Genomic DNA, 16,270 nt, shown 5'->3' on the forward strand with positions numbered 1-16,270 from the left:
GGCATTGTCCCCGTGCGCCGCGGTCCGCTGAAGCGCGCCCTGCGTCGTGTGCTGGAGGTCACGGGCCTCATCAGCGTCGTTTACCGCGCGGCCGAGCGCCGCCTGGCCAGGGTTCCCGTCAAGGCGTTCGACGACGGCCGGCCGATGCCGCCGCCGGAACTGCGGGTGGCGGTGACCGGCGACGTCCAGCCGGAGTGGTTCTCGCGCACCGGGGAGACGCAGGCCCGCGACTTCACCCGCATGGCGGGCGAGCACGGCATGCGGTTCGAGGATGGTATCCACGTCCTGGACTTCGGCTGCGGCAGCGGGCGCATCGCCCGCTGGCTGGCGCCCGAGGTGACGCGTCCGGGCGGGCGGTTCACCGGCACGGACCTCAATCCGAAGCTCGCCGCCTGGTGCGCGGAGAACCTGCCCGGCCGTTACGTGAGCAACGGCCTCAAGCCGCCGCTCGCGCTTCCTGACGGCGAGATCGACCTGCTCTATGCCTATTCCGTCTTCACGCACCTGCGCGAGCCGCTGGCGCGGGCGTGGCTGGCCGAGCTGGCGCGCGTGCTGAAGCCCGGCGGCCTGGCGCTGGTGACGTTCCACGACGAGGCCTTCACGGAGATCTGCGGCCCGCCGGAGGCGAAGGCGGGGCTCGCGGCCTCTCCCTACTTCGTGCTGAACGACGCCATGGAAGGCTCGAACTATCTGTCCGCCTGGACCACCCGCGCCCGTTTCGCCGAGCTCGCCCAGCCCCACTTCCGTGCAGAGGCGATCCACCTGGGCCAGAAGGACATCCAGGCGACGGCGGTGCTGCGCCGCCTGGCCTAGCCTGCCGGCCGCTGACGCTGGGTCTGTCCCGGCGGCGGGACGGCGCGCCTGGGCAGGAAGAGCTTGCGGAAGCTGAGGCGGACAGTCCGGCCCAGCGGGTCGACCAGGTCGGGCTGGTAGCTGAGCGGGACGAGCCCAGCCTCGTCGCGCACGTCGCGCACCTCGTCGAACAGATTGTCCACGGCCAGGGTGACGCGGGCGCCGCGCATCCACGGATTGTTGCGCGCCATCGGCTGCATGCCGAGGTCGGCGAAGAGCCGCAGGTCAACCGTGGTCAGGTCCGAGAACCGCAGGGATTCGCCGGAGGGACCGCCGTCGACGGTCGTGCCCTGCTGCCAGCGGGCGTTGAGGCGCGCGCCCAGGCCGTTGCGCGACACGCCGGCCTGCACGTCGATCTGGTGCTTGGGAGAGCCGCCACCCTGGGTGAGGGCGTCGCCGTTCAGCAGGTCGAGCGCCGGCAGGTCGGGGCGGATCAGCACCTCGTCCTTGATGCGCCAGGTGTGGAAGACGGCGAACTGGAGATTGCCGCCGCCGAAGCCGCCGCGCCCGCCCCGCCCGCCGCCGCGGAACCCGCCGCCCCCCGGACCGCCGAAGCCGCCGCCGGCGGCCTCGCCGCGAGGACCGTCGCCCGGCGGGGGACCGCCGCCTTCAGCGCCCCCGGCCGGCGCCGCGCCCTGGGGCCGCTGCTGGGCGAAGGCCGGCGTGCGGGTATTGCGGAGCGGACGGGAGTAGTTGAAGCCCCAGCGGAGCTGCTCCTCGTCGTGACGGTCGAAATTGACCGGGCGCACGTCGACCGACACGAGTTCGTTGGTGATCGGGTCGCGGATGATCCGGTTCTCGTCGCGGAACGCCTCTTCGATCGCGGGCGTGATGGCGGGGAAGCTGGCGATCTCGTCGCGGATGCGTGAGCGGGTGTAGTCGGCGCGGATCGTGAAGTCGGTCTCGTCCCAGGGCTTCAGCGTCAGACCGAGCTTCACGACGCGGCGGTTGTCGGCCGACAGGTCCGGGTTGCCGCCGGAGAACTGGATGACCTCGACGGTCTGTCCCGTCCGGAAGTCAAAGACGCGGACGTTCGGCGTCTCCGTGATCGGATCGCCGAGCTGCTGGATCGTGGGCGCGCCGTCCTCGTCGGTGACCGAGGCGATGAGGCGCACGGCCTCGATGGGCGACCAGGTCACGCCGCCGCCGAGCGTCCACAGCGTGCCGAAGTCGGAATAGTGCTCGACGTTGGCGTTGAAGTTCACCGACAGGTCGCCGATCCCCTCTATCCCGCCGCGCGTGCGGCTGGCGATGGGGGCGTCGAAGTTGACCTGGGCGTTGACGGTCTGACGATCGAGATCCGTCTCGCGCGTCACGCCAAAACGAAGCGACTCGCCCTCGACCTTCTGGGTGGCGGCGCCGACGGTGAAGGCGGTGTTCACGCCGCCGGCCGGCAGGTCGAACAGCGTGCCGTTCACCAGGCCCTGGACGTCGGCGGAGGTGACGGTGGAGCGCGAGGTGTTCGGCGCGCTCGCCAGCCCCGTCACGGTATTGAAGGCCACCTCGGTCGTGCTCTGGGTCTCGGTCAGGTCGGCGTTGCCGGTGAGCGACCAGCGCCATCCGGAGACGGCGCCGTTCACCGCGCCGCCCAGGTGGGCGGCGTTGGTGTCGGTCAGGCGGCGGAGCGCGTCGAGCGTGCCTGGGTCCTGGCCCAGCCGGCCGGTGGAGTCGGTCCACTCGAGGCTGCCGTTCAGCGTCGCGCCCACGGCTTCGCTCAGCGGCCAGGCGTAGACGCCGTTCAGCAAGAGGTTCTCCTGGCGCGACCGCAGGGTGCGGAAGGCGGTCTCGTCGGGGGTGCGGACGATGTCGCGCTGGGACTCCAGGAGCGGCCGCTGCAGCCCGGCCTTGAGGTTCACCTGCTGGCGGGTGTCGTCGCGGATGACCAGGCCGCCCAGGTTCGCGTCGTACGAGGCGCCTTGGGTGAACGGATGGTCGTCGGTCGGCACGGTGACGCCCGCCTCGACGGTCACGGCCCGGAAGCGGCGGCGCAACACGAAGTTCACGACCCGCTGGTCGGCGCGGTAGCCATACCGCAGGGCCACTTCCTCCGGGAGGATCTCCATCCGCACGATGGCCTCGGGCGGCAGGTCGCGGATCTCGCGGAAACTGGAGATGCGCTGGCCGTTGACCAGCATGATCGGCCGCCCGCCGGCGCGGCCTCGCCCGGAGGCGAGCTGTGGCTCGAGCGCCGCCAGAAGCTCCTCGACCGAGCCGACGCCGAGGGCGCGGATCTCGCGCTGGTCGAAGGTCATCTCGGGCTGGGCGTCGCCGACCACCGAGCCGCGCGGCGCGAGCTGCCGGGCGGCGGTGACGACGAGCTCGTCGACCTCGTAGCCCTCATCGTCCACGAGCGCGTCCTCGACCGGCGCCGGCTCCTCCTGCGGCAGGGCGGGCGGCTGGCCCTGGGCGAGGGCGGACGGCGCAAGCGCGAGGGCGACGGCGGTATTGGCGAGCAGGAGCGCCCAGCGGGCGTTGGGGCGGCGGTTCACTGTCGAAATACTCCCTGGCCGACGTGTCGGCTCACCAACGTTCCAGTCCTCCCCAGGATCAGCTTGGGAACGAGCTAGTCCGCAGGCTTTGCGCGCGTGTGTCGGCCGCGCCGCATTTTCGCCGTCAAGCTTGACCGCCGAAGGCCCTAGTGGGTGGCGTCGTGCGCCGCGCGGTTGGCGTCGCCCGCCTCGTCCCGGCTCTCGGCCTCGACCTTGGCGGCGCCTTCGCGGGCGCCCTCGGCCGCGCCCTTGGCGCCGTCCTTGATCACCTGGCCAGCGTCGCCCGCGGCTTCCTTGATCTCGGAACCGACTTCCTTGAGTTCGGGACTGTTCACCGCGTCCTTCGCCTCGGCGGCGATCTTGTCGGCGGCGGCCTCGACGTCGTTGCCGGCGTCCACGCGCTCGCGCTCGCTGCAGGCGGCCAGCGCAATGACCAGGCCCGCGGCGGTGATGCCCATCAGCTTCTTCATGGCGGATGCTCCGTTGTGTCGGGCGTCGAACGGTCCCGCTTGCGGGTAAGTTCCCGGTGACGTTCCCTTGGGGCGCGAGGGCGGCTAAACCCCCTGGCCATGCGTCTGGCCTTCCTGGGCACTCCCGATTTCGCCGTCTCCGCGCTCTCCGCCATCGTGGAGGCGAGGCACGAGGTGGCGTGCGTCTATTCCCAGCCGCCGGCGCCGCGCGGCCGGGGCCACGAACTGAGGCCTTCGCCGGTGCACGCCTTCGCCGAGGCGCGCGGGATTCCCGTCCGCACGCCGGCCTCTATGCGCGATCCGGCCGAGGTGGCGGCGTTCGCGGCCCTGAACCTGGACGCCGCCGTGGTGGTGGCCTTCGGCCAGATCCTGCCGCGCGAGGTGCTGGAGGCGCCGAGGCTCGGGTCCTTCAACGTCCACGCGTCGCTCCTGCCCAGGTGGCGGGGGGCGGCCCCGATCCAGCGGGCGATCATGGCGGGCGACAAGGTCACCGGCGTGCAGGTGATGCGGATGACAGAGGGGCTGGACGAGGGCCCGGTGCTGGCGACCGCGACCGTCCGCATCGACGCCCTGGAGACGGCGGGTTCGCTGCACGACCGGCTGGCGGCGGCGGGCGCGGAGCTGATCGTGCGCACCCTGGCCGAGATCGAGGCCGGCCGCGCCGTCGAAACGCCGCAGGCCGAGGACGGCGTCACCTACGCCAAGAAGATCCGCACGAAGGACGCGCGGATCGACTGGACGAAGCCGGCCGCCGAGGTCGACCGCAAGATCCGTGGGCTCTCGCCCTTCCCGGGGGCCTGGTTCGAACTGCCGACCGACAAGGGTCCCGTGCGGGTGAAGGCGCTGCTGTCGGGCTTCGAGGAGGCGGAGGGCGCGCCGGGCGCGACCCTGGACGACCGGCTGCTGGTGGCCTGCGAAGGCGGGGCGGTGCGGCTGCTGCGGGTGCAGCGGGAGGGACGCGGTCCGCAGGACGCCGAGGTGTTCCTGCGCGGGACGCCGGTGGCGGCCGGGACCAGGCTCGGCTGATGCCCCGCTACCGCCTGCTCATCGAGTACGACGGCCGGCCCTATTCGGGCTTCCAGGCGCAAGGGGCGCTGCCCACCGTGCAGGGCGCCATCGAGCGGGCGGTGAAGGGGTTCTGCGGCCAGACGCTCAGGCTGCAGGCGGCGGGGCGCACCGACACGGGGGTCCACGCCACGGGCCAGGTGGTGCACATCGACCTCGAGAAAGACTGGAACCCGGAGGTGGTGCGCAATGCGCTGAACGCCCACCTGGTCGCCGAGGCGGTCTCGGTGCTGGACGCCAGCGTCGCCGAGGAGGGCTGGCATGCGCGGTTCTCGGCGAAGGAGCGGCGCTACCTCTACCGCATCCTCAACCGCATGGCGCCGCCCGCCCTGGACCGGGGGCGCGTCTGGCACGTGAAGAAGGCGCTGGACGCCGAGGCGATGCACGAGGCCGCCCAGGCGCTGGTCGGGCATCACGACTTCACGACGTTCCGCGACCTGGGCTGCCAGGCGAAGTCGCCATGCAAGACCCTGGACGTGGCGCGCGTGCGTCGCGAGGGCGACGAGGTGCTGCTGGAGTTCGCGTCGCGCTCGTTCCTGCATCGGCAGGTGCGGTCCATGACCGGCAGCCTCGCCGAGGTGGGCGTGGGCCGCTGGACCGGGGCCGACCTCAAGGCGGCGCTCGAGGCCCGCGACCGCAAGGCGTGCGGGCCGGTCGCCCCCGCCGACGGCCTCTATTTGACAGGGGTGTCCTACTGACCGACCTTCGGCCAGCTCCACGAAGGGACCTCGGGGTGATCCGTTTCGCCGTCCTGGCGGCCGCGGCCGCGCTCGCTTTCGGCGTCGGGTCCGGCTCAGGCGCGCAGGCCGGCCCGACCTGCGCAACCTACGGCGATGCGACGACTCTGCTCTCCGGCACCGTCTATGCGATGGAAGCCTTCGACGACGCATCCCAGACGGGCTCCGAGACGACGAATGCGGAGATCGCGCGCGAACGGCGGACCGACTTCTACGCCCTGGTGATGCCGGAGCGCATCTGCCTGCAGGGCGTCGACGGCGATCCCCAGCGTCCGGGCGCTTCTCACGTGTCGATCGTGCGGCTCGATATGCCGGCCGAGATGGCCAAGATGGTCGTGCAGAGGTCGGTCGTCGTGCAGGGCCCGCTCTCGAACGGCGGCCCCGACGCCGATCCGCCGGTGGTGATGAAGGTGGCGGGGCTCGCCGCCCAGTAGCGTCCGGACACGACGGCGAGCCGTCCGGACAGGATCGCGATTCCACCTCGCGGGGCGCCGGCGCAGGCTGACGCCATGACCGACATCGCCGACACCCCGAACACCTTCGCCCGCGAGCTGTGGGACACCCTGAAGACGCTCACGCTCGCGCTGCTCATCGCGCTTGTCCTCCGCGTGGTGCTGTTCCAGCCGAACACCATCCCCTCCAGCTCGATGGAGCCGGGGGTGCGGACGGGCGACTATCTGCTGATCTCCAAGTTCGACTACGGCTGGAGCCGGCACTCGGTCCCGTTCTCGCCGCCGCTGCCGGCGGGGCGGCTGTTCGGCCGTACGCCGCGCCGGGGCGACGTGGTGGTGTTCAAGCTGCCGAGGGACGTCCAGCAGCTCTACATCAAGCGCGTGATCGGCTTGCCGGGGGACACGGTGGAAGTCCGCGGCGGGCAGGTGATCGTCAACGGCCGTCCGCTGGCGCAGCAGCGGCTGGGCGTGGTGGAGGACCCGGAGGCGCCCGGTGTCATGGTCGAGCAGGTGCGCGAAACCAACGCCGAGGGCCGCAGCTACATCACCTACGACCGCGGCCAGGGCTACGAAGGCGACGACTTCGGCCCGGTTGTCGTACCCGAGGGCCGCTACTTCATGATGGGCGACAACCGGGACAATTCCCTGGACAGCCGCTGGTCCGAAGCCGTCGGCGTGGGGCTCGTCCCGGCCGACAACCTGGCGGGCAAGGCGCGGCGCGTGATCGTCTCCTGGCGTGAGGGCGCCGCCCTGCTGAAGCCCTGGACCTGGCTCAACCTCGCGCCGGAGCGGTGCCTGAAGCCGCTGCGCTAGCGGCGCAGGTACTCGGGCAGGCTGACGACGCCGTCGTGGTTGGCGTCGATCGTGCGGAACTCGGCGGCGCGGAAGCTGTCGGCCAGCGACGGCGCGGCGGCGGCTCCCGCAGCGGCCAGCGCCATGGCGCCGGCGATCAGGTGCGCCGGCCTGAAGCGGCGGCGCGGGCGAGGCGCCAGCTCGCCGTCGATGAAGGCGCGAACGGCCTCGCTGGCCGAGCGGCCGTCCTGGCGGCAGCGCGCCATGAAGGCCTCCTTGGTCGGGTACGGGATGCGCACCTCCAGGAACTCGCTCTTCTTGGGCGGTCGGGTCATGGCCCGGAGGATGCGCGAACGCCGCCCGCGCTCAAGTGAAACTTCGGAAATTTTCGTCCGGACAGGCCTCAGGCCGCGAAGTAGCGCGCCAGGATCCGACCATAGACGGCCTGCAGGCGGCGGATCTCGTCCACGGGCGCCCGCTCATCGACCTGGTGCATGGTCCGGCCGACCAGCCCCACCTCGACCACGGGACACAGCGCCCGGATGAACCGGGCGTCCGAGGTGCCGCCCGACGTTGAGAGTTCGGGGTCCGCCCCCGTCACGTCCCTGATCGCCGCGGCCACCAGCTCGGTGAACGGGCCGCGCTCGGTCAGGAACGCCTCGCCGCTGATCTGCGGCGTGACCGTCACCTTGCCCTTGAAGCCCTCGGCCGCCTTGGCCGCTTCGACCTCGATCCACTCCGCGAGCGAGCGGCCCGTGTGGTTCGGATTGAAGCGGATGTTCAGCCGCGCCTTGGCGACGCCCGGGATCACGTTCGTCGCCGTGTTCGGCACGTCGATCATGGTGACTTCCAGGTTCGACGGCTGGAACTCGGGATAGCCCTCGTCCAGGCGGCGGTCCTGCAGCGCCGCCAGCAGGCGCACCAGCACCGGCACGGGATTGGCCGCCCGGTGCGGATAGGCCACGTGGCCCTGAACTCCCTCGACCACGATCTCGGCGTTGATCGAGCCGCGGCGGCCCACCTTGACCATGTCGCCGAAAGACTCCGTGGACGTGGGCTCGCCCACGACGCAATGGTCGATCGCCTCGCCCTCGGCCAGCAGGGCGTCCACGACCATCTTGGTGCCATGGGTCGCCACGCCCTCTTCGTCGCCGGTGATCAGGAACGAGACCGAACCCGTGATCCGGCCGGCCTCGATGGCCTCGGCGGCGGCGGCGGCGAAGGCGGCGATGGCCGACTTCATGTCGACGGCGCCCCGGCCGATCAGCACCCCGTCCACCACCTCGGCGGCGAAGGCGTCCTTCGACCACGCGCCCGCGTCGCCCACGGGCACCACGTCGGTGTGGCCGGCGAAGCAGAGGTTGGGCCGGGCAGTCCCGTAGCGGGCGTAGAGGTTCTCGATCTCGCCGAACTTCATCCGCCGGCACGAAAAGCCCAGGCCGGCGAGCGTGCGCTCGACCACGTCCATGGCCCCCTCGTCAGCCGGCGTCACGGAGGGCCTGCGGATCAGCTCGCGGGTCAGCTCGACGGGATCTATGGCGGCGCTCATGGCTGCGCATTACCTGTCATCTCGATACGAGGCGAGGGAGAAGCATGCCCAAGATCGATGTCGAGAGGCTGGAGGTGCGGAGCGGCTGCAGCTATCCGCACCCCTTCAAGCATATCTGCCTCGGGCCGACCTGGCGCAAGCTGGGGGATGCGGCGGGGCTCACGGACTTCGGTGTGAACCTGGTGCGGCTGACGCCCGGCAAGTGGTCCAGCCAGCGCCACTGGCACACCGTCGAGGACGAGTGCGCCTGGGTTCTGGAAGGCGAGGTGACCCTGGTCGAGAACGACGGCGCGACCGTCTTGGGGCCGGGCGATTTCGTGGCCTGGAAGGCGGGCGTGCCCAATGGCCACCACCTGCAGAACCGCAGCGACCGCGACGCGGTCTACCTGGAGATTGGCTCGCGGCGTCCCGGCGAGGACGACTGCGACTACCCCGACATTGACATGGTCACCGGTCCGCAGGGCTACCATCACCGCGACGGCCGGCCGTATCCGGAGGACTGATGCCCAAGATCGACATCGACAAGGCGCCGACGCGGTTCGGCACGGCTTATCCGCCGCCGCACGACGCGCCCTGCCGTGAGCGCAAACGCTGGAAGCTGGGCGACGCGGCGGGATTGACGCAGTTCGGCGTCAACCTGCTGCGGCTGGCGCCGGGAACCTGGAGCAGCCAGCGTCACTGGCACACGGCGGAAGACGAGTTCATCTGGGTCGTGGAGGGCGAGGTGGTGCTGGTGGACGACGAGGGCGAGCATGTCCTGCGGGCCGGCGACTGCGCGGGCTTCAAGGCCGGCGAGGCCAACGGGCACCACATCCAGAACCGCTCCGACCGCGAGGCGGTGCTGCTCGAGGTAGGGTCTCGCAAGCCGGCGGAGGACGGCGCCGACTACCCCGACCTCGACATGATCATCCGTCCCGGCGAGGAGATCTACCGTCACCGCGACGGCACGCCCTACGACACCGACGAGGGGAGGAAACGCTAGGCCGCTTCGGCCTGGAGTTCGGAGAGGATCGTGGCCGTCTCCTCCGAGGCGGGGGCGACGCAGGCGACCAGCTTCACGCCGCGCCAGATGTCCCATGCCGCCGGGCCCGCGAGGCCCAGGGCCCGCTTCATGGCCACGGCGTCGTCGTAGGCGGCGACAGCGAGGGCCTCGCCGCGGCGGCCATCGCACGCGATGGGAACGAACTGGTACTTGGGCAACGCATCCTCCCCGGACGCCTGCCGAAACTCCGTCCTACGGCCAAGGTTCCAGACGTCGGGACGGGCACACGAAAACGGCGGCCCCGCGAAGGGCCGCCGCGATCGTCAGACGCCGGAGCGCCTCAGTTGGCCTTGCCGCTCGTCGAGCCGCCCGTGGAGCTGCCCGAGGACGCCCCGGTCGAACCCGTCGTCGTGCCGCTCACCGAGTTCTGGCCGGCCAGGCCGTTCTCGGACGGACCGCCCGCTGGCGAAGTGCCCTGCATCGAATAGCTGGACGTGGTCGAGTCCTGCGCCTGCACGCGGATATTGTTCTGCACGTGCTTCACGCCCGAGACGCGCTCGGCCACGTCCTCGGCCCGCCGCTTGTCCTCGCGGCTCGTCACCGTGCCGGTCAGCGTCACCTCGCACTTGTCGACGGTCACGTCGATGTCGGAGGCGTCCAGCCAGTCGTCATCGGCCAGGCGGTCGTTGACGTCCTCGCGGATCCGGTCGTCCGAGCGGGTGTAGTTCTTCGGACCCTTGCCGCGATGCTGGCCGCCGGCCATGCCGCCGCCGAACATCCGCGCCATGCCGTGGCCGGCGCCGGTGTCGCCGTCGGCGACTCGGCGGACTTCCTGGTTCGGGTCGCCGAACTGCTGGGCGCCGCCCTGGCCGTAGCTCGACTGGCCCGCACCCGATTGGCCCGAGCCCGATTGGCCGTACATGGAGCCGCCCTGCCCGCCTTGGCCGTAGCCCTGCGAGCGCCGGTCGCTCTCGCCCCAGTCGCGGTGATGGCCGCCGGACTGGCCCGCCGCATAGTCATGGCCGCCGAAGCTGCGCCCGCCATAGGGCTGCCGGCCGAACTCTTCGCCCGACTGGCCATAGCTCTCTCCCGAGCCGTAGCTCTGGCCCGGGTGGCCGGCGCCGCCGTAGCCCTGGCCATAGGCCTGGCCGCCATAGCCCTGGCCGGACTGCGCATAGCCCGACGCGCCCTGGTTCTGGCGCCCGCCGTAGCCGTAGCCCTGGCCGCCGTAGCCCTGACCCGAGTCCTGCCGCGAGGAGCCGTCGCTGCCATAGAAGCTTCGCTGTTCGCGGCCGCCGCCATAGCCGCGATCCCGCTCGCTGCGATCGCGGTCCGGGTCCTCGCGCTCGAACCGCCGCATATCGTTGCGGTCGTTCCTGTTCCACTCGCTCATGGCGCGCTCCTTCCTGGTTGGGGGGATGCTCCGGATGCCGGAGCGTGACCCGCCAACCCCTTCGCGCCGGGATCGTTCCTACGGCCAAGCGTGCCGTCGAGCCGTGATCAGCGCCACGCGCTCACCGCGCCCCAGGGATGTTCGAACTGCAGCGCCACGAAGCGGGCGGTCTCCTCGCCATAGGCCCTGCGCACCGCAGCGAAGGTGCGGACCATCACGTCGGGTCCCGGCAGGGCGACCGTGCGATCGAAGCGGTCGGGCAGCTCCCGGCTCCGATGCACCAGCAGTCCGTGGCGAGAGCGCGTGACGGGAGCGCCGGTGGCCCAGGCGTCCGAGCGGAAGGTCCTGGACCAGGCGTCCAGAGCCGTGCCGAACGCCAGTTCGTCGAAGCCGGGAGACAGCGGGATCGCCACGTCCTCCCGGCTCCAGACGGCGGTGCGGTTCTTCACCGTGGTCCACATGCCGCGCGGCGTCAGCCGGTAGCCGTCGCCGTCGTGCCGCACGCTCGGCAGGGGCAGCGACAGCCGCCGGGCGGTGGCGCGCATGACCTCGTCGCCCGCCAGCTCGCCCAACAACGCCAGGGTCGCGGGCTCGCCCGCGCTGATGCCGGCGGTGGTGGTGACCGGCCCGTCGGTCACCCAGCGCAGGTCATGGCGCCACTTCACCTTCGGGTGCTGCTTGGCCATCGGCTTGCGGCTGTACCAGTGGACGGTGGCCTGGCGCCCGTCGAGCAGGCCGGCCTTGGCGAGGACGCGCGCGCCGTTGCAGATCGACATGATGCGGCCGCCGCGAGCCAGTTGCTCCCGCAGCCAGGCGGCCCGGGCCGGATCGGCCTCGTCCTCCATCGCCGGCACGATCACCACATCGGGCCGGCGGGCGCTGAGCGCCGCGAGGGTCGCCTGCGGCGTCAGCCAGGCATGGCCCGGCAACAGCCGCACAGGCTTCGACGTCGGCGAGACGACCTTCACCTCGACCGCCCCGCTCTCGGACAGGATCGCGTAGGGGGCGAACAGGTCGGTGGCCACCGTGCCGTCCGGCTCGGCCAGGATCACGACCAGAGGCTTCGCGGCCGCGCCGCCCGCGAAGCCCAGGGCGAGAGCCGCGGCGAGGGCGGCCATGATGCGTCCAGGCATGGGATGCTCCTCCATCGGGCCGCAAGTCTGCGTCGCGCCGGGTTTGGCCGGAATGACAGAGTTCCCGCCAATCCTGCCGTGCTACGGTCAAGTCCTCCGGACCTCTACGTAAGGGGACGCCCCGGATTTCGGCGGCAGGCGCGGCGGCGTATCTCCCTGACCACGCAAACGAAAGCCCCGTCAGGACACCTTCCGATGACCGCGAACCATCCCGGCCAAGCCACCGCCGCCCTCGCCGATGTCGACCTCGGCGTGCACCACGCTCCGAAAGGCGCTTCGGACCGCATCGCCTACGGCTTCGTGAAGGCGCTGCGCTTCTTCGCCGACACCTTCTTCGCCAAGCGCTACGGCCATCGCGCGGTGGTGCTGGAGACCGTCGCCGCCGTGCCGGGCATGGTCGGCGCCACGCTCAACCACCTGAAGTGCCTGCGCCGCATGGAAGACGACCGCGGCTGGATCAAGACGCTGATGGACGAGGCCGAGAACGAGCGCATGCACCTCATGACCTTCATCGAGGTCTGCAAGCCCACCCTGTTCGAACGCTTCGTCGTCGTGGCCGTGCAGTGGGTGTTCTACCTCTTCTTCTTCGGCCTCTACCTGGTCAGCAGCAAGACCGCACACCGCGTCGTCGGCTACTTCGAGGAGGAGGCGGTGATCAGCTACACCCACTACCTCGCCGAGATCGACGAAGGGCGCAGCGAGAACGTGCCGGCGCCCAAGATCGCCCTCGCCTACTGGAACCTGCCGGCCGACGCCCGCCTGCGCGACGTGGTCGAAGTGGTCCGCGCCGACGAGGCCCACCACCGCGACGTCAACCACGGCTTCGCCGACGAACTGGCCGGCGGCCCCGTCGCCGAGCCCGTGCCGGCCGCCTGGCCGCACGAAGAGCTGCTCCCGCAGTGGAAGTCCACGTTGAAGCAGGCCGCGTAAGCCCCGTCCCACCCGGACTATCGCGGCTCGGGCCATGGGCGTTACAACAGCGCCCATGGCCCTATCCGCGTTCATGAACACCTTCGCCGGCAACCCGCTGGACCGCGCCAGCGACCGCCGGCCCGACGCCGCCTGGATCGCCGCCCAGCTCGCCTCTCCCGAATCCCTCGGACTTGCGATGTGGAACGGCCGCCCGCTGGTGGAGAAGACCGAGGACGGTCGCGGCGTGCAGATCGCCTACCTCCCCGCCAGGCTCGCGGGCGAGCTCGCCGGCGGTCCTGAGCGCCTGCTCTTCCTGGGCCTCTGGAAGGAGACGGCGGTCTTCGCCGTCGACCTCGAGGGCCAGGCCGATCCCACCGACGGCCCGCTGCGGGGCCTGGGCGCCTTCCAGGACCTGCGCCAGATCGCCCTGCAGCTCACCCCCGCCGAGGCCGGCATCTGCGCCACCGCCAAGGCGATGTTCGAATGGCGCCGCCGCCATCGCCGCTGCGCCGTCTGCGGCGAGCCCACCGAGCCCCGCGATGGCGGCTGGAAGCGCCAGTGCCCGTCGTGCGAGGCCGAACACTTCCCGCGCACCGACCCCGTCGTGATCATGCTGCCCGTCCACGGCGATCGCTGCATGCTCGGCCGCCAGCAGGTCTGGCCAAAGGGCATGTTCTCGGCGCTTGCCGGCTTCCTGGAGCCGGGCGAGAGCATCGAGGAGGCCTGCGCCCGCGAGCTCGCCGAGGAGGCGGGCCTGCGAACGCGGACCGTCCGCTACCACTCCTCCCAGCCCTGGCCCTATCCGTCGTCGCTGATGATCGGCCTGATCGCCGAGGTCGAGGACGACGAGGGCGCGCCCGACCAGACGGAACTCGAAGAGGTACGCTGGTTCACCCGGGATCAGGCCCGGCAGATCCTGGCCGGCGGCTACGACGGCGTGAACGCGCCGACGCCCATGGCCATCGCTTGCCAGCTCCTGAAGGCGTGGGTCGAAGAGGGCTAGCGGACGATCCAGCGTTCCGGCGGCGCGTCGGTTCGGGCCAGGAGCTGCGCCCGAGCCTCCGCATCGTCCCGCACATAGGCCGCCAGGAAGGCGAGGCCCGCGTCACGCCCCCGCCGGAACAGCTCGGCCGGCTGTCCGCCCGCAAGGTCGTGGGCCGCGCCCTCCAGCACCAGGCCGAACGCCGCGCCGGCGGGCGCCGTCCGCACCGGGAACAGATGGTCGGCCGGATCGGTCGCGAAGCCCGGCACGACGTCGTTGTCGCCGGTGACGATCATCATCGGGGTCTTCAGGCTTGCGTAGGCGGCGGGCTGCACAAGGCCCGGAATGCGGCCAGGGGTCGAATAGCCCAGCACCGCCTTGACGGAGGGGTCGCGGAACGGCGCCAGATACGCCAGCGCGCCGCCCAGGCACAGCCCGATCAGGGTTCCGAAGCTGTGCCCGACCGCCGCGACCGGCGCGCCGGGCCAGCGCTTCGCCGCATAGGCGCTCGCCGCCTTCATGTCCGCCAGGCGCTCTGCGAAGCTCGCCTGCGCCCCGTACTTCGCCCGGTCCGCGTGGCGAACGGAATCGACATGCAACGGCGCGACGACCGCATAGCCCGCCCCCGTCAGGCCGGCGACCAGGGCCGCGTAGCGGTCGGGCCAGGAGCCGTGGCCGTGGGAGAACAGGAGAACGCCCGCCGCCTCGCCCTTCGGCGTCCAGACGGTGACGTCGGCCTTCCGCGTCGCCGAGACGGGGAGCTGCACCAGGGTCTGGGCCGCCGCCTCCGTCGCGCAGAACGCCGCCGCGCCGGCGACGACGAAGCCCCGGCGCGAGAGCACGCTGCTCACGCCTTCGCGCGGAACGGGTCGGCGGGATAGACGCCGAGGATCTCGAAGCGCTCCGAAAAGAAGCCCAGTTCCTCGAAGGCCCGGGCGACGCCCAGGTCCTCGGGTCGGCCATCGACTTCCGAATAGAAGAAGGTCGCCGCGAACGAGCCGTTCTCCATGTAGCTCTCGAGCTTGGTCATGTTGACGCCGTTGGTCGCGAACCCGCCCAGCGCCTTGTAGAGGGCGGCCGGCAGGTTCTTTACGCGGAAGATGAAGCTGGTCACGCAGGGCGCGGTGAACGGCGGCGGCGGCGGGCTCTTCTCGGCCGTCATGACCAGGAAGCGCGTCGTGTTGTTGTGCTCGTCCTCGAGGTCGCGCGCCAGGATCTCCAGCCCGTAGAGCTCGGCGCATAGCGCGGGGCTGACCGCCGCCTTGGTCGGATCGGGATTCTCGGCGAGCTCCTTGGCCGCGCCCGCGGTGTCGCCGGCCGCCTGGGTCTTCAGCTTCATCTTCCTGAGCGTCTTGCGGCACTGGCCCAGCGCGATCGGCATCGAGACCGCCGTCGTCACCTGGTCCAGCGTCACGCCCGGATTGACCATCAACTGGAAGTGGATCGGCTTGAACCGCTCGCCGATGATCTTCAGCCCCGACGACGGCAGCAGGTGATGCACGTCGGCCACCCGGCCGGCGATGGAGTTCTCCACCGGGATCATGCCCAGCTGGCAGTCGCCGGACTTCACCGCCTCGAAGGCGTCCTCGAAGCTGGCGTGCGGCACGGGCTGGTAGTCGGGAAAATAGGTCGCGCAGGCCTCGTGGGAGTTGGCGCCCAGCTCGCCCTGGAAGGCGATGCGCTGCTGGCTCATGGAGGTCCCCCGATGGTCTCTGCGAAGTGTCTGGCGGCGGCCAGGTCGGCCGGCGTGTCGACCGAGATCGGCGCCGCGTCGGCCACGCTCGCCCAGATCGACAGTCCGAGCTCCAGCGCCCGGAGCTGTTCCAGCTTCTCGCGCCGCTCCAGCGGCGAGGGCTGGGCGGCGTTGAACTGCACCAGCGCCTCGCGGCGATAGCCGTAGATGCCGACGTGGCGCCACACCGGCTGGTCGCCGTACAGCGTCGAGCGGGTGAAATAGAGGGCCCGGCCTTCCCGCGCTTCCGGCGCGAGCGACAGGATCGCCTTCACCACGTCCGCGTTCGTGCGGTCGGCGGGCGAAGCCTCGGGCGCGACCACCGTGGCGATGTCGCAGTCCGGCTGCTCGGCCAGCAGGCTCGCGCAGGCGGTGACCACCGACGGGTCCACGAATGGCATGTCGCCCTGCAGGTTGATCACCACGTCCCGCTCGCCGCGGGGGTCGAGGGCGTCCAGCGCCGCCAGGATGCGGTCCGAGCCGGACGGCAGGTCGGGGTCGGTGAGCACCGCCCGTCCGCCGGCCGCCTCCACCGCCTCCACGATCTCGCGATCGCCCGCCGCCACGGCCACGGCACCCGCGCCGGCGGCCTGCGCCTGACGGAGCACCCGGACGATCATCGGTACGCCGTCTATGTCCGCGAGCGGCTTTCCCGGCAGGCGGGTCGCGGCCATGCGCGCCGGGATGAGGACGATGGGGTTCATGGCATTGTCTGGGCGGTTGCGCCCGC

19 protein-coding genes are annotated in these 16,270 nt (G+C 71.3%); 9 read left to right on the forward strand and 10 right to left on the reverse strand.

The genetic code is table 11. The annotated features are described in order from the left end of the window. The first annotated feature begins 12 nt into the window (after positions 1-12). The gene (locus tag ACO2Q0_RS06095; RefSeq protein ID WP_423350611.1) at positions 13-813 is read left to right on the forward strand and encodes a class I SAM-dependent methyltransferase; all 801 of its coding nucleotides are present in this window, start codon (positions 13-15) and stop codon (positions 811-813) included. On the opposite strand, the gene ACO2Q0_RS06100 is transcribed toward ACO2Q0_RS06095, so the two are convergent. Together ACO2Q0_RS06100 and ACO2Q0_RS06105 are read right to left on the reverse strand one after the other, a co-directional pair. Then, positions 810-3,341 (reverse strand): hypothetical protein, encoded by a 2,532-nt coding sequence (locus ACO2Q0_RS06100; protein ID WP_423350612.1) that lies wholly within the window; start codon positions 3,339-3,341, stop codon positions 810-812. The two genes, ACO2Q0_RS06095 and ACO2Q0_RS06100, sit on opposite strands and share 4 nt — an antisense overlap. A gap of 146 nt (positions 3,342-3,487) precedes the next feature. After that, a complete protein-coding gene (locus tag ACO2Q0_RS06105; RefSeq protein WP_423350613.1) occupies positions 3,488-3,811 on the reverse strand; it encodes a hypothetical protein in 324 nt (107 codons plus the stop codon). A 99-nt stretch (positions 3,812-3,910) separates the two neighbouring features. Between ACO2Q0_RS06105 and fmt the strand changes: the two genes are divergently transcribed. The 4 genes from fmt to lepB all read left to right on the forward strand — a co-directional run bounded on the left by fmt (position 3,911) and on the right by lepB (position 6,878). Continuing rightward, positions 3,911-4,837, forward strand: a complete 927-nt coding sequence (fmt, locus tag ACO2Q0_RS06110; protein WP_423350614.1) for a methionyl-tRNA formyltransferase — start codon at positions 3,911-3,913, stop codon at positions 4,835-4,837. Beyond that, complete coding sequence (gene truA, locus ACO2Q0_RS06115) at positions 4,837-5,574, forward strand: tRNA pseudouridine(38-40) synthase TruA (RefSeq protein WP_423350615.1); 738 nt, start codon at positions 4,837-4,839, stop codon at positions 5,572-5,574. Before fmt ends, truA begins: the two co-directional genes overlap by 1 nt. Before the next feature lie 35 nt (positions 5,575-5,609). Next, positions 5,610-6,047 (forward strand): hypothetical protein, encoded by a 438-nt coding sequence (locus tag ACO2Q0_RS06120; protein WP_423350616.1) that lies wholly within the window; start codon positions 5,610-5,612, stop codon positions 6,045-6,047. A gap of 75 nt (positions 6,048-6,122) precedes the next feature. Then, positions 6,123-6,878, forward strand: a complete 756-nt coding sequence (gene lepB, locus ACO2Q0_RS06125; protein WP_423350617.1) for a signal peptidase I — start codon at positions 6,123-6,125, stop codon at positions 6,876-6,878. On the opposite strand, the gene ACO2Q0_RS06130 is transcribed toward lepB, so the two are convergent. Together ACO2Q0_RS06130 and dapE are read right to left on the reverse strand one after the other, a co-directional pair. Further along, complete coding sequence (locus ACO2Q0_RS06130) at positions 6,875-7,192, reverse strand: hypothetical protein (RefSeq protein ID WP_423350618.1); 318 nt, start codon at positions 7,190-7,192, stop codon at positions 6,875-6,877. The genes lepB and ACO2Q0_RS06130 overlap by 4 nt on opposite strands. Positions 7,193-7,260: 68 nt before the next feature. Then, on the reverse strand, positions 7,261-8,406 hold the full coding sequence (gene dapE / locus ACO2Q0_RS06135) for a succinyl-diaminopimelate desuccinylase (RefSeq protein WP_423350619.1): 1,146 nt from the start codon (positions 8,404-8,406) through the stop codon (positions 7,261-7,263). 44 nt (positions 8,407-8,450) lie between these two features. Here dapE and ACO2Q0_RS06140 point away from each other — a divergent pair, with 44 nt between their 5' ends. After that, positions 8,451-8,909 carry a cupin domain-containing protein gene (locus ACO2Q0_RS06140; RefSeq protein WP_423350620.1) on the forward strand — a complete coding sequence of 153 codons (459 nt, stop codon included), beginning with the start codon at positions 8,451-8,453 and terminating at the stop codon, positions 8,907-8,909. Then, positions 8,909-9,388: a cupin domain-containing protein gene (locus tag ACO2Q0_RS06145; protein ID WP_423350621.1), complete on the forward strand. Its 480-nt coding sequence runs from the start codon at positions 8,909-8,911 to the stop codon at positions 9,386-9,388. The genes ACO2Q0_RS06140 and ACO2Q0_RS06145 overlap by 1 nt, the downstream gene beginning before the upstream one ends. Here the strand turns inward: ACO2Q0_RS06145 and ACO2Q0_RS06150 are convergent. From ACO2Q0_RS06150 to ACO2Q0_RS06160, 3 genes are all read right to left on the reverse strand, one after another. Continuing rightward, the gene (locus tag ACO2Q0_RS06150; RefSeq protein ID WP_423350622.1) at positions 9,385-9,606 is read right to left on the reverse strand and encodes a hypothetical protein; all 222 of its coding nucleotides are present in this window, start codon (positions 9,604-9,606) and stop codon (positions 9,385-9,387) included. The two genes, ACO2Q0_RS06145 and ACO2Q0_RS06150, sit on opposite strands and share 4 nt — an antisense overlap. Positions 9,607-9,728: 122 nt before the next feature. After that, on the reverse strand, positions 9,729-10,781 hold the full coding sequence (locus ACO2Q0_RS06155) for a BON domain-containing protein (protein WP_423350623.1): 1,053 nt from the start codon (positions 10,779-10,781) through the stop codon (positions 9,729-9,731). Between the two features lie 107 nt (positions 10,782-10,888). Beyond that, positions 10,889-11,914 (reverse strand): DJ-1/PfpI family protein, encoded by a 1,026-nt coding sequence (locus ACO2Q0_RS06160; RefSeq protein WP_423350624.1) that lies wholly within the window; start codon positions 11,912-11,914, stop codon positions 10,889-10,891. 195 nt (positions 11,915-12,109) lie between these two features. Between ACO2Q0_RS06160 and ACO2Q0_RS06165 the strand changes: the two genes are divergently transcribed. Together ACO2Q0_RS06165 and nudC are read left to right on the forward strand one after the other, a co-directional pair. Beyond that, positions 12,110-12,844, forward strand: a complete 735-nt coding sequence (locus ACO2Q0_RS06165; RefSeq protein WP_423350625.1) for an alternative oxidase — start codon at positions 12,110-12,112, stop codon at positions 12,842-12,844. Between the two features lie 55 nt (positions 12,845-12,899). Continuing rightward, positions 12,900-13,829: an NAD(+) diphosphatase gene (gene nudC, locus ACO2Q0_RS06170; RefSeq protein ID WP_423350626.1), complete on the forward strand. Its 930-nt coding sequence runs from the start codon at positions 12,900-12,902 to the stop codon at positions 13,827-13,829. Here nudC and ACO2Q0_RS06175 read toward each other — a convergent pair. Genes ACO2Q0_RS06175 through ACO2Q0_RS06185 form a run of 3 tightly spaced genes read right to left on the reverse strand, consistent with a single transcriptional unit; the run spans position 13,826 to position 16,244 of the window. Next, a complete protein-coding gene (locus tag ACO2Q0_RS06175) occupies positions 13,826-14,659 on the reverse strand; it encodes an alpha/beta hydrolase family protein (protein WP_423350627.1) in 834 nt (277 codons plus the stop codon). The genes nudC and ACO2Q0_RS06175 overlap by 4 nt on opposite strands. Further along, positions 14,656-15,501 (reverse strand): prephenate dehydratase, encoded by an 846-nt coding sequence (locus tag ACO2Q0_RS06180; protein ID WP_423350628.1) that lies wholly within the window; start codon positions 15,499-15,501, stop codon positions 14,656-14,658. Before ACO2Q0_RS06180 ends, ACO2Q0_RS06175 begins: the two co-directional genes overlap by 4 nt. Then, a complete protein-coding gene (locus tag ACO2Q0_RS06185; RefSeq protein WP_423350629.1) occupies positions 15,498-16,244 on the reverse strand; it encodes a 3-deoxy-manno-octulosonate cytidylyltransferase in 747 nt (248 codons plus the stop codon). Before ACO2Q0_RS06185 ends, ACO2Q0_RS06180 begins: the two co-directional genes overlap by 4 nt. Between the last annotated feature and the right edge of the window lie 26 nt (positions 16,245-16,270).

Source organism: Phenylobacterium sp. VNQ135, assembly GCF_049445735.1.
Classification (GTDB): domain Bacteria; phylum Pseudomonadota; class Alphaproteobacteria; order Caulobacterales; family Caulobacteraceae; genus Phenylobacterium.